This window comes from Paenibacillus sp. sgz302190 (assembly GCF_059820445.1).
Window position 1 is genome coordinate 201,412 of sequence record NZ_JBZYAO010000001.1, and the last position, 13,368, is coordinate 214,779.

At 48.3% G+C, this 13,368-nt stretch carries 11 protein-coding genes; 10 read left to right on the forward strand and 1 reads right to left on the reverse strand.

The features are described 5' to 3' along the window. Positions 1-12: 12 nt before the first annotated feature. The 8 genes from AC6RNO_RS01010 to AC6RNO_RS01045 all read left to right on the forward strand — a co-directional run bounded on the left by AC6RNO_RS01010 (position 13) and on the right by AC6RNO_RS01045 (position 9,759). On the forward strand, positions 13-1,140 hold the full coding sequence (locus AC6RNO_RS01010) for an ROK family transcriptional regulator (RefSeq protein WP_488436523.1): 1,128 nt from the start codon (positions 13-15) through the stop codon (positions 1,138-1,140). Positions 1,141-1,342: 202 nt separating this feature from the next. Beyond that, the gene (locus AC6RNO_RS01015; protein ID WP_488436524.1) at positions 1,343-2,281 is read left to right on the forward strand and encodes an ROK family protein; all 939 of its coding nucleotides are present in this window, start codon (positions 1,343-1,345) and stop codon (positions 2,279-2,281) included. Next, entirely contained in the window at positions 2,278-3,003 is a 726-nt protein-coding gene (locus AC6RNO_RS01020) for a glucosamine-6-phosphate deaminase (protein WP_474680802.1), read from the forward strand. Before AC6RNO_RS01015 ends, AC6RNO_RS01020 begins: the two co-directional genes overlap by 4 nt. Positions 3,004-3,031: 28 nt before the next feature. Next, positions 3,032-4,348: an ABC transporter substrate-binding protein gene (locus tag AC6RNO_RS01025; RefSeq protein WP_474680803.1), complete on the forward strand. Its 1,317-nt coding sequence runs from the start codon at positions 3,032-3,034 to the stop codon at positions 4,346-4,348. A gap of 78 nt (positions 4,349-4,426) precedes the next feature. Beyond that, a complete protein-coding gene (locus AC6RNO_RS01030; protein WP_474680804.1) occupies positions 4,427-5,347 on the forward strand; it encodes a carbohydrate ABC transporter permease in 921 nt (306 codons plus the stop codon). A 4-nt stretch (positions 5,348-5,351) separates the two neighbouring features. Then, complete coding sequence (locus tag AC6RNO_RS01035; RefSeq protein ID WP_497104247.1) at positions 5,352-6,185, forward strand: ABC transporter permease subunit; 834 nt, start codon at positions 5,352-5,354, stop codon at positions 6,183-6,185. A gap of 45 nt (positions 6,186-6,230) precedes the next feature. After that, positions 6,231-7,616 (forward strand): family 4 glycosyl hydrolase, encoded by a 1,386-nt coding sequence (locus tag AC6RNO_RS01040; protein ID WP_474680806.1) that lies wholly within the window; start codon positions 6,231-6,233, stop codon positions 7,614-7,616. A 4-nt stretch (positions 7,617-7,620) separates the two neighbouring features. Further along, positions 7,621-9,759, forward strand: coding sequence for a glycoside hydrolase family 3 N-terminal domain-containing protein (locus AC6RNO_RS01045; RefSeq protein WP_497104248.1), 2,139 nt, complete (start codon positions 7,621-7,623; stop codon positions 9,757-9,759). 130 nt (positions 9,760-9,889) lie between these two features. Here the strand turns inward: AC6RNO_RS01045 and AC6RNO_RS01050 are convergent, their stop codons facing one another. Next, positions 9,890-10,399: a GrpB family protein gene (locus tag AC6RNO_RS01050; RefSeq protein ID WP_497104249.1), complete on the reverse strand. Its 510-nt coding sequence runs from the start codon at positions 10,397-10,399 to the stop codon at positions 9,890-9,892. Positions 10,400-10,644: 245 nt separating this feature from the next. Between AC6RNO_RS01050 and AC6RNO_RS01055 the strand changes: the two genes are divergently transcribed. Further along, the gene (locus AC6RNO_RS01055; RefSeq protein WP_497104250.1) at positions 10,645-12,183 is read left to right on the forward strand and encodes a spore germination protein; all 1,539 of its coding nucleotides are present in this window, start codon (positions 10,645-10,647) and stop codon (positions 12,181-12,183) included. Positions 12,184-12,189: 6 nt separating this feature from the next. Beyond that, positions 12,190-13,368, forward strand: coding sequence for a Ger(x)C family spore germination protein (locus AC6RNO_RS01060; protein ID WP_497104251.1), 1,179 nt, complete (start codon positions 12,190-12,192; stop codon positions 13,366-13,368).

The following is a 13,368-nucleotide window of genomic DNA, read 5'->3' on the forward strand; positions in this document are numbered from 1 at the left end:
GAGACAGGGAAATTGAAAAAAGGCAGTTTGGAACATTTGAAAAAATTAAATCGCAACCTCGTATTGGAAATGATTCGTTCCGACCAACCGATCAGTCGGGCCAAGGTAGCGCAAAAATTAAACCTTAGCCGCTCGACCGTTTCCGCTATCGTCGATGAATTGATCTCCAAGAAGTTTGTGATGGAGACCGGGTTCGGTACATCTACCAGAGAAGGCGGACGGAAGGCGATCGAGCTAGGGTTTAACCCGCGGTCCGGCTTTGGAGTTGGGGTTGAGCTCCTGTTAAAGGGGCTGTTTATTTGCATCACGGATCTTGACGGGAATGTTGTCTGGAAGGAGCGGAGGGAAACCGATAAAGACTATCGGACGATTTATGAATGCATTCTCTCAAGTTTAGATAAAGCTTCCGTGCCAATGGATGCTGTGGTCGCGGTCGGTTTTTGCATTCCCGGTTTAACCAACTGCAAAGAAGGAATTATCGTTGATGTACCCGAATTTGGCTGGAAAAATGTCCGCTTTGTCGATGAAATGAAGAAGTATTTGGCCAAACCCATTTACATCAATAACGATGTGAACTGCGCGGCTTTATGTGAACGATGGGTTGGCGGGGCCAAAGACCTGGAAGATTTTATATACATTTATATAGGCATGGGATCCGGTGTCGGCAGTGCGATTATAGCGAACGGGAATTTGGTGCTTGGAAAAGATTTTATGGCCGGAGAGATCGCCTATTTTCTGCTTGAGGAAGATGTATCGAGCAATCGGACGAACGTGTCCGGCGAATTCGGAGTTTTTGAGAAGAAGATTTCGGGAACTGCACTCGTGGGGAGCCAAGGCTCGGTACAACAGTTGTTCCGTGCATACGAGCAGGGGGAACCGAAGTCTGTCCTTGCTGTGAACCGCTTTGTAACCAGTTTGTCTATTGGAATTGCCAATATGGTCAGTCTGCTCAATCCGGAGAAAGTGATTATCAGCGGTGAAGTGTCAGGCTATATGCAGCCTGTTTTGAACGAAGTTCAATCCAAGGTAAGTAAAATGACGCCGATTCAAACGACCATCGAAACTGCTGCGGTGAGATCGGAAGCAGGAGCACTTGGGGTTATTGCTTATGCTTTCGAACAAGAGCAGAATATTATGTAATGATTTTTTTATCATGCACGGGATAATCTAAACACGGCTTGTTTGTATGTCTACTACAAACAAGCTGTGTTTTTTTAGTTTGTTTTTTAATTGACATAACTATGAAAACGGTGTATATTCGTTTTAGATAGTACGTTCGAAGAACAAACTAACTAAACAACGCATTTTCAAATTGCCGAACTGAGGTGCAGAAAAAAAAATTATGTTAAGTACGAACAATTCTCAGCAAACCTCTGCTGAAGAAACCTATGCTGTTGGAGTCGACATCGGCGGAACAAAAATTATTGTCATAATTGCCAATCAAAACGGAGAAATCGTTTACAAGGAAAAAGTAAAAACGACGGAAGGGCTTGAAAAAATTTATGGGCACATTATGAAAAGCTTAAGTGCCGCCGCTATATCGCTGGAACAAGTTGTTGCAATCGGTTTCGGCGTGCCGGGTGTCACGAATAGCAAAGAAGGGATTATTATCGAAGCTCCCGCATTAAATTGGAGCCATGTTCCATTCAGAGATCAAATGCAGCAGTATTTGAATAAGCCCGTCTTTGTAGAAAACGATGTGAATTGTGCGGCATTAGGCGAACGATGGATCGGCTCGGCACCGAATTCGAACGACTTCGTGGTTGTGGCGATCGGAACCGGAGTGGGAAGCGCGATTGTTGCGAACGGCTCCCTCATCCAAGGAAGCAGTCATATGGCGGGTGAAGTCGGTTATCTCGTTTCGGAGCAGGATGTTCTTGACAACAAGTTCAATGCGTTCGGTCAATTCGGGCTTTTCGAGAAAAAAATATCCGGGGTGGCATTGTCTCAGCATGGCATTTTGCCCCACATTTTGTTTGAGCAGTATGCCGAAGGGGACGAAAAAGCGATTTCGATTATTGATCGTTTTGTCGCCGACTTGTCCATCGGAATTGCCAATATCGTCAGCTTGCTGAACCCCAAAAAAGTTATACTTGGCGGCGGAGTTTCTCAATCGCTTCATTTTGTAATCGATCTCATTCGTGAATCCGTAGCCAATTTAACGCCGATTCCGACGGAGATCGTGCTTACAGCTTTAGGGGAGGAAGCGGGAGCTGTCGGAGCCGTTGCTCTTGCTTTCGAACAAATGGGCATATTTAACCAACAAGGAGGTGCGGCATGAAAACGTATGTAGCTCACGACTATACGGCAATGTCTTTGCAGACAGCCGAACTGATCATTCAGTGTATCAATCGAAAGCCTGATTCCTTAGTATGCTTTGCAGCCGGAAATTCACCGCTCGGTACATTATCTTGTTTAGTGGAAGCAGCACGTCGAGGCGAGGTGAATTTTGACCGGTGCCGCTTTATCAGCCTCGACGAATGGGTCGGACTCGATGAATCGGATGAGGGCAGCTGCAGACAAACGATGAATGAACACTTTTTTATACCATGCGGCATCGAGGAAAGAAACATTCATTTTTTCAATGGCAAAAGCAGCGACTTGGAAGCCGAATGCAAGTCGATGGATGAACTGATTAAGACTCATGGGAGCATTGATTTATTGCTGCTTGGAGTTGGTATGAACGGCCATCTGGGCTTTAACGAGCCAGGCGTCAGCTTTGATCTGTACACGCATGTTATCGATCTCGATTCCGTTACCAAACAAGTTTCCGTGAAATATTTCCAAAATCAGCAGCAGGATGTACAGCAAGGAATAACGCTTGGAATCAAGCATGTGCTGGAAGCGAATACAGCCATTCTTATCGCCGATGGAGCCAAAAAAGCGGAGATCATGAGAAAAGCTTTGCACGATGAAGTGACGAATCAAGTTCCTGTTACGGTACTGCAGCGGCATCCGAATGTGCACGTTTGCCTGGATGAAGCGGCCGCATCGTTAATATAGGCCAAAATAAAAAATAGGGGGATGCAACATGAAAAAATTAAAAACGTATTCAATATTTTTCCTGCTGTCGATGACGGCGTTCAGCATGGCCGGCTGCACATCCGGATCAAATGATGCCGCAAAAGCTTCAGGCGGCGCTGGCGCCGGAAAAGTTACTTTGACGGTAACTTCTACGATGACCGACGAAGCCCGTGTTAACATTATGAATCAAACGATCAAAATTTTTAACCAGACGCATCCGAACGTAACGATTAAATACGATCCGAGTCCTTGGTCCAACTATGCTCAAAATTTAAAGCTGTCTTTCAATACCGATTCCGGGCAGGATATTGTGTATGTGGATGACACGATGCAGCAAATGCTGCAAAAAAATAACTACTTGATGGACATCACCAATGATGTGAAAAGCCGCGGTTGGATGGATAAAGAGGTTCCCGGCGCATTCGACTTCCAAAACGCAAGAACTTCAGGCAAGTATTACAGTGTTCCTTTCATGACGGCACCTGTTACGGTTTTCTACAATAAAGATATTTTTAGTAAATTGAACCTCACTCCGCCAAAAACGATGGATGAATTCAACGCCATTTTGGATAAAGTAAAAGCAGCGGGCTACGTGCCGATGGAAAATGGCGGATTGTCCAACTTGCCGAAGATGTGGTCGCTGTTCGATATTCTCTACAATCAAGTACCGATGGACGACATCAAACAGTTTTATTTCCAAAAAGGTATCACACCGGCGTTTGAAAAAGGGTTTGTAAACGCTCTGAATCAAATTAACGACTGGACCGATAAAGGATATTACCGGAGTGACGATGCTTCCATCGATGGAGCTGCAGTACCGCAGTACTATGCAAAGGGCCAATCAGCAATGGTGCTTGCCGGAAACTGGGACATTCCGACATTCGAGGGTACAAAGGTTGCGACCGGCGCATTTGCTTTCCCGTCGGCTAATGCAAATGCTTCGGCGAACCCGACCGTCAATGCGACAGACGGCGGATGGGCGCTCAATGCGAAGCTGAGCGGCGACAAGAAACAAGCCGCTTTGGATTTCGTCGACACGTTCTTGAATCCTGATGTCGTGAAACTCTGGTATGAAGGCGGATCTACACCGACGGTTAAGGCTGATATGTCCAGTGCTAAAGCTTCTGAGTTGAAAAAAGAAGTGGACCAATCGGTACAATCGACACAGATGGGCTTCTACTTGGACAATGCTGTTCCTGGACTTGGAGATATTTTGAATAAGCAGCTGCAATTGATGTTCTTTCATAAGGCCACTCCGGAACAGGCTTGGACAGAAATTAAAAATCAATATAACAAGCTGGTACAAGCTGCACAAGGCCAATAAGATTGAATGTTGAAACAAGATGTCCTTTAGCCTGCCATGGGCTAATGGGCATCCATCCTATAAGAGGAGGCGATTCTTGTGAAACAAGAAGCCATACCCTTATTGCAGCGCAGCAATAAACGGAAGGATGCGGGGAAAACAAATCCGCTTGCATACTTATTTCTGCTTCCGGCATTCGCCATGATCATCTATTTTGTTTGTTGGCCGGCGCTGCAAACTTTTTATATCAGCCTGACGAATTGGGATGGAATTAGTCCCAAGAAATTTGTAGGCCTTACAAATTATTATCGTCTGTTTAGCGAAGAGCCGATGTTTTGGCAGGCGATCAAGAACACTTTAATGTGGGTTGTCGGCGGGGCTACGATTCCCGTTTGGCTCGGGCTCGTTTTTGCAAACCTGCTTGTAAGAGGTAATGTCAAATTTACCAAATGGTTTCAGATGGGGTTCTTCTTTCCGCAAGTCATCTCATCTGTGATAGCCGCTGTTATTTGGAAGTGGATCTATGACCCGAACTTCGGACCCTTGTCCGCAATTCTGGATAACATCGGCATCGGCAAGCCTGCCGCGGGTTGGCTTGGGAATCCCGATCTTGTGATGTATGCGTTATTCGTCATTTTCTTGTGGGGAAGCTACGGATATACGACGATGCTCTTTACTGCGGCTTTACAGGGTGTCGATTCGCAATTGTATGATGCTGCAAATATAGACGGATGCGGGGCGTGGGGCCAATTCCGCCATGTTACGATTCCTGGCTTGCGGCAAACGATAACTACCGTCGTCATTTTAATGACGATCGGCTCTTTCAGCGTGTTTGATATCGTTATGGCAACGACCAAGGGCGGTCCGGGATACAGCTCTTATGTTATTTCATATTACGTCTATAACCAAGGCTTTATTGAAAATCGTTTGGGGTTTGCGGCAGCGGCTTCCATTATTTTGACAGTGTTCATTTTAATTGTTACCAGAACCATCATTCTGATCAGGGAAAAGGATCAATAAGCTTATGACCAGAATTTCGCATATCAGCCGCACACTCGTCTACGCAGTCATGATTACAGCGGCGCTGTTGACGATCGCTCCGTTCCTGCTCATTATCAATACTTCTCTAAAAACAACGGACGAAATCAATATCAACGGACCTTTGGCACTGCCGCAAGCGCTGCATTGGGGAAATTATTCACGCATTTGGGATGTCGGAAATTTTGTGACCTATTTTCAGAATAGCGTCATTGTCACCATCGTTGTTGTTGCGGTGGTAGTCCTTCTATCCTTGCTCGGTGCCTATCCGTTCGCTTATATGAGATTTAAGGGGAAGGGTATGCTTTTTCTCTTGATCCTGTGGGGACTTACGGTGCCATTGGATCTGATTATTATCCCTTTATTTACAAACTTGAAATCCATCGGCTTGCTGAATACGCTCTGGGCCATCATTTTGCCGCAAATCGCGTTGAATATTCCTTTCTCCATCTTTTTATTAAGAGGGTTCATGAAGGATATACCGGTAGCGCTTCTTGAGTCGGCGCGAATCGACGGTTCGAACGAAACGCAAAATTTGTTCCGAATCATCGTACCGATGCTGTATCCTCCGTTAGTTTCGCTAATTGTGTTTACAGCCATCGGGACATGGAACAACTTCATGCTTCCGACGATTCTTATTCAAAACGACATGCTGCGGACACTTCCGGTAGGACTCAATTTTTTCCAAACCAAATTTACAATCGATTATCCGATGATTGCTACCGCAGCGGTTATCTCGGCATTGCCTACTGCTGTCATTTACGTTATTTTTCAGCGGAACATTATGTCAGGTGTTATGGTAGGGGCATTAAAGGAATAGCCTGCACTAAATTATAATTTCTACATTATCAAAGGAGCTGGAACCATGAAAAAGATGAAAATTGCATTAATCGGAGCAGGGAGCGTTTCGTTTGCCTTAGGAGCATTGCAAGATATTGTATTGTCAGCGAGATTGAAAACTCAGGTCGATCTTGAAATCGCTCTTATGGATATAGTGGAAGAAAATGTGAATCGGACTTTTAAGTATGCGAATGAGATGTTCACCTCCTTCTCTCATCCGGCCAACATTTGGCAAACTACCGATTTGGAAAAAGCTCTTCAAAATGCGGATTTTGCCATCGTGGCCATTGAAGTGAACCGCTATTATTATTGGTCTCAAGATTTCCACATCCCGCGTCGCTTCGGAAGCAAGCAAATATACGGGGAAAACGGAGGTCCGGGCTCCATGTTCCATACGCTCCGCAATCTGGGGCCGATGCTGGAGATTGCCCGGATGATGGAAAAAGTATGCCCCGACGCCTGGTTTATCAACTATACGAATCCGGAAGCGAAATTGGTGGAAGCCATCTCCAAGTTAACTTCCATTAAGATCGTGGGTCTCTGTCATGGTCTGGATATAGGGATTCATCAGCTGTGCGATTTTCTCGAGCGGAAGCCCGAAGAAATCGGCATGGAAGGGGGCGGCTTGAACCACTTCGGCTTTTTCACCAAAATTTGGGATAAGAAGACAGGCGAAGACTTGTACCCGCTCTTCCGCGAAAAGGAACAAAAGGCTAACCGCCTGGCTCATTTCGACCACATCGGGCTCTCCAGAACGATGTATCATCTTTACGGCTATTACCCGTATCCGGGAACGAATCATATCGGAGAATATATCTCCTATGCGCAGGATTTCTACGCGGGCCTAGCGCTTCAATACAGATATGAACCGACGCAGGAGCAGCTCTGGAAGAAAGACTCGAGAACGCCGGACTTTGTCTATAGTGCGAGCGGCAACATTTTGGACAAAGGATTGTACGAGCCTGTACAGACGCAGGAAACATGGACGAATGAGGCGTATACGTTCCGTAAAGAAACGGTGAAGTCGAGCGGTGAATATGCCATTCCGATCGTCGAAGCGATTTTCTTTGACGATGAAATTCAGTTGAATTCGGTCAATTTGCCAAATAATGGAGCGATTAAAGGGCTTCCTGACGATATGGTGGTGGAAACTCAAGCTATCGTGAACGGAAAAGGCATCTTCCTGAAGCCTATGACCGTTGAACTGCCGACGGCGGTTATCGGAACGATCCATATCCAAGGGACGATCCATAAACTGCTGCTGGAGGCGTTTGTTGAAAAATCGAAAACCAAACTGCTGCAAGCGATTTTGCTTGATCCGCAAGCGCCGACTTATTATCAGGCTTGCGCCATGATTGACGAGATGTGCGAGCTGCAGAAGGAAATTCTTCCTGCCCTGGAGTGGAAATAAGATCATGGATAACAATCAATTGCACGAATTGCTTCAGAAAATGACGCTGAAAGAGAAATTCGGACAGCTCACTCAAGTTACAGGTGAACCCTATGTAGGCAGAATCGATCAGGAAATGGTCGAAACCGGACCGGAGTATTCACGGCACATACTTGAAGACGAGACCTTGTACACGATTGGCAGCGTCATCGGCGCCTCCAGCGCCAAGATTACAAATCTGATTCAATCGGAGTATTTGAAGAAATCCAGACTGAAGATTCCTCTGCTTTTTATGCACGATGCCATACATGGCTATAAGACGATTTTTCCGATCCCGTTGGGACTTTCCTGTACTTGGGATGAAAAGATTGTAGAGACGGTGGCCGAAAAGACCGCGTCCGAATTAAGAGCTGCAGGAATCCATGTCAATTTCTCCCCGATGGTGGATCTCGTGCGAGACTCCAGATGGGGCAGGGTCATGGAATCGTTCGGGGAGGACCATTTGCTGTCCGGAAATCTGGGAAAAACGATGATCAAGGGCTACCAGAAAATTCACGAGGGGAAAATTTCTCCGAGCGGGGTAGCGGCCTGCTTGAAACACTTCGCTGCTTATGGGGCGGGCATCGGCGGAAAAGACTACAACGCCGTTGATATGTCGATGAGAGAATTTTTTGCCTATTATGGCAAGCCCTATGAGATTGCTTTGCAGGAAAAGCCCAAATTCGTCATGAGCTCATTTAATAGTTTCAATGGGACTCCGGTTACAGCGAGCCGAACCATGTTAAAAGATATACTGCGGGATCGATATCAATTTGGCGATTTGCTTATCTCGGATTGGGGCGCAGTTGCGGAGCTTCAAAAGCATCGTGTGGCTCAGGATGGCAAGGAAGCGGCTGAGCTGGCATTAAATGCGGGGGTCGATATCGAAATGGTGTCCACTCTCTACCTGGAAAATTTTGAAGCGATTATCGAACAGCAGCCGGCGCTGCTGGAAGATGTGGATGCGGCTGTCCTGAAAGTGCTGCAGTTGAAAAATGAGTTGGGCCTTTTTGAAAATCCGTATGCGGACGAAGGCTTGGAACCGACGATTATTTTGAATCGCGAATCTTTGGAAGCTGCTGAAGATGCGGCTCGTAAAAGCTGTGTGCTCTTGAAAAACGAAAATGCACTTTTACCGCTGAGCAAGGAGCATAAACATATTCTCCTTGTCGGACCTTTTGCCAATACGAGGGAGCTGCTCGGCAATTGGGCCTGCAAAGGAAGCTTCGACGATGTGGTGACACTGGCGACGGGCTTGAAGCAGGCGGATAACTCGCTTCAAATCGCCGCTTATGAGACACTCGAGGATTGCCCGAATGATATTTTGGCCTCTTGCGATTATATTATCGTAACGATCGGCGAACACTGGGAGCGAAGCGGTGAAGGCCACAGCAGCGTCAAGCTTGAGCTGGAACAACGGCAGCAGCAGTTGATTCGGGCCGTGAAGAAAACGAATCTGCCTTACGCATGCGTCTGCTATTCCGGCCGGCCGTTGGCTTTGCAGGATATTATCGACGACATACCGGCATTGCTTTGGTGCTGGTACCCGGGTACCAGCGCAGGTGCGGCAGTCGCTGCGCTCCTCACCGGCCAAGCAACCCCCTCGGGGAAATTGACGATGTCGTTCCCGCGTTATTCGGCGCAAGCACCGGTTTATTACAACGAATACAGCACGAGCAGACCGGCCAATTCGTCCAGCTACAGCAGCCGATATCAGGATTGCGAGATCGGGCCGCTCTTTCCGTTCGGACACGGGTTGACCTATACAGGAACGACGTACTCGGATTTCAACATATCGAGTCATCGAATCAGCGAGGATCAGGAACTGAAGGTAACCTTTAAGATTCACAATCCGAGCCGATATGACTACTCGGAAATCGTAATCCTATATATTGAAGACTTTGTATCCAAGACGGTTCGCCCGATACGCGAAATGAAGGCATATCAAGTTATTCAAGTCCCGGCGTTCGGAGAGTATGCCGCCCAGATGTCCATCAGCTTGGAAGATCTAAAGTATCTCGATGCCGATTTGCAATGGACTGTCGAGCCGGGGAGTTTTCATATCTACATCAATAACATGGAGCAGCCGGTATTTACGATTGACTATGTACAGTCGCAAGTGTAAGGGCGCGAGAAAAGTCGAGTTCAGGAGCAGTTTAAGCCCTGACTCGGCTTTTTTTACATTATAATTACAATATGAATCAGCTGTGCATGACTAACAGGGGCCGCTGAAGTAGTAACGGTTCTGTCTGTACCTATCCATTACTTTTCTTTGCTTGTTCGAGTAAATTAGATACGTGATCGGCTTTTTCGTCCGAATAAGAGAGCAGTGTCGTATATCCTTTATTGATGGCGTTGAGTTTTCTTTCGCCATATTGCTTGGCTGCATGCGGGTTATCTCTTAAGTAATTTCTTATGAGAAGGTTATTTACCCATTGCTCACCATTCCAAATGACGACAGCAAGATTATAGGCATGTTCTTGGCGTTTTCGAAAATATAATCTTCCACCCGTTACTCCGAACCCTTCATAACCAAGTTCTATTAATTTGTTTGTTACAGTGTTGTTTAACTCAAGCGTTTTCACGCCTACCAAAACATCAATAATCGGTTTTGCAAACATCCCTTGTACCGAGGTGCTGCCGAAATGCTGAATGTCGATAGCATTGTCTCCAAAAGCTTGAAAAAGATTTACTTTTTCATTTTGAAATAAAGTAGGCCACTTTTCATCATAAGCAACTACACGAATAATCTCATCAATTCCCATCCTATTTCACTTCCTTTATTTGGTCTATTGTATCGTGCGAAGCAAGTGAAAGCAATCACAATAAAATTTTCGGATATCCAGACTTCCACGGTGCTGTGGCGGCGCCACAAATGAATGAAAATTATGTCCATACTTGTTACTACGGCTGGTGAAAGATGGGATGAAAAGCCGTTTTATGGATAAAATAATGGTGCGTTAACAAGATGATACGGCCAGTGATGGAATCGAACGGCAAGGAGGGGGCCATGCGGACACGAAATTCTACCTGTGACGGCAGCTTCGAATCCGCTGATCACACGGCTTTGGTTCCGGAGTTGGACCGCAATGTAGAGGCGCTCAAACAGGTCTTGGGCGAAGCCGACGACGTTTCGTTCCGCTCCTTCCAGGTGGCCGGAACGATCCGGGCGGAGCTCGTCAACATCCCCGGCATGTCGGACGGGCAGGAGATTGACAACAGCGTCCTGAAGCCGCTCATGCAATCACAGGACGCGGTATGCGCCGATTTGCAAGCGGTCAAGCACAGACTTTTGCCCATCGTGTCCGCCGATGAGGTCGCGACTGTCGAGGAATGCGCCGGGCAATTGATCAAAGGGTATACCGTGCTCCTGATCGACGGTTGCACCGGCGCTCTGCTGCTTGGAATCTCCAAGTGGGACAAGCGCAATGTGGAAGAGCCGAAGACCGAACCGTCGCTGCGGGGGCCGCGAGAAGGCTTCACCGAATCGATTGCGACCAATCTATCGCTGTTGCGACGCAAAATTCAGAGTGTCAAGCTGAAGCTAAAATCACAAAGGATCGGCCGCTATACAGGGACGGAAGTCTATATCGCTTATATTGACGGTCTGGCCAAGCCTTCCTTGCTGCAAGAGGTGCAAAGCCGGCTCGAGCACATTGATCTGGACGGCGTGCTGGAATCGGGATACATAGAAGAACTGACGGAAGACAATCCGTTCTCGCCGTTTCCTCAACAGCAATTTACGGAACGGGTCGATATAGCGGCTGCGGGCCTGCTCGAAGGCCGCATTGTTCTGCTGGTCAACGGCACGCCCGATGCGCTGATCGTTCCCGCGACGTTGGCGACGCTTCTGCAAGCTGCGGACGATTATTACAACCGCGCATTATACGCCAGTGTTCTGCGTTTCTTACGCTACATAACACTGTTCATTTCCATGGTTCTTCCGGCGGTGTACGTCGCGATTTTGAATTTTCATCATGAAATGGTACCGGGCAAATTGTTGACCAGCATCGCCTCCGCACGCGAGGCAATTCCGTTTCCGACGTTCGTGGAAGTGATGATGATGCAGCTCGCATTCGAGGTGCTGCGCGAAGCCGGGCTTCGCCTTCCGCGGCAAATCGGTTCGGCCGTTACGATCGTCGGTGCGCTCGTCGTCGGAGAAGCCGCAGTATCGGCGGGGCTCGTGTCGGCGCCGATCGTCATCATCATCGCGTTCACGGGCATTGCAGGATTTACGGCTCCGCATTATTCGCTGGAGCTCGCCATCCGCCTTTTGCGGCTGCCGCTCATCGTGCTCGGAGGGACGCTGGGCATGCTCGGCGTTATGTTCGGCATTATCGCCGTTGCCATCCATTTGTGCATGCTTCGCTCCTACGGCGTCCCTTATTTATCCCCGTTCGCGCCATTGGAGGCAAACGAAATGAAGGATACCGCGATTCGGGCTCCAAGATGGAATATGACGATGCGTCCCGGTTTTGCGAGTATGCGAAACCGCCGGCGACTTGCCCGGGGGCAGAAACCGGAGCCAGGCGAAGGAGGCGGACGCTGACGGAATATGGAGATAAGGAGGGCATTCCCCTGGATACGTGCCTGCAAGCGGCTTTCGCTCGTGATAGCGGTGTCCGCTTTGCTATTGTCGACGGGTTGCTGGGACCGAAAGGAAGTGAACGATCTGGCGATCGTGACGATCGCCGGGTTGGACCGAAAGGATGACGGGGAGATCGAATTGACATTGGAGATCGTCGTGCCGAAGCAGGAAGGAAGCAAGACGCAGATGAGCGGCAACACCTCCAAAAGAAGCGGTCCGACTTTGATCTGGTCCGCTTCGGGAGCGACGGCTGCTGCCGCAGCCTCCAAGCTGCAGCGCAAGCTGCCCCGCGACATCTACTGGGGGCAACTGGAAATGTTGGTCGTAGGGGAGGCGTTGTCCCGCGATCAGTTCCGGGAACAGTTGGATTATTTTGTGCGCGACAATCATATTCGCTTGAGGGTTCAGCCGTTCGTCTGCAAGGGAGCCGTGCGCGATTTTCTCACTTCCGCCTCACCGCTCGAACAGACCAAAGCGGACTTTCTGGGCGGTGAAGCCGCTCGCGTCTTCCGTTGGCCGATAACGCTCAACCTCCTGGTGCAAAAGCTCGGCAAAAAATCGGAAACGGCGATTCTGCCTTACCTCGATATCACGCGGGATGGCAAGGAAAGCGTTCCCTATGTGAAAGGTTATGCCGTTTTTTCCCGCGACCGCATGGCTGGAGTGATCCAAGGGGAGTCGTTCTCGGGAGTGAAATGGCTGCTTCATCAAGTGAAAGGCGATGTCGAAACCGTGAAGTTGAAAGAGCCTACATCTTCGCTCATATCGATTGGCGTTCTTACTTCCAGCACCCGATTCGTTCCTGGCTTGGAGGAAGGAATGCCGCGAATGGAGGTCGGGATCGAAGCTGAGGTGAGCGTCGTTCAAAATACGACTCGCTTCAAAACGTCCGATCCGAAATTCATCCGCCAGGTCGAAAAAGCGGCGGCCGACGACATCCGCCATCGTGTGAAGACCACAATCAAGCAAGCCCAGGGGATGGGGGCCGACATTTTCGGTTTCGGCGAAGTGATCAATCGCCGTCATCCGAGGGAATGGCAACAATTGCAAGACCGCTGGGAGCGGATTTTTCCTTCTATGCAAGTCAAGGTGAAGGTCAAGGTTAGCGTCCGGCATATCGGGATGTACAACGAGCCCGCCGGATGA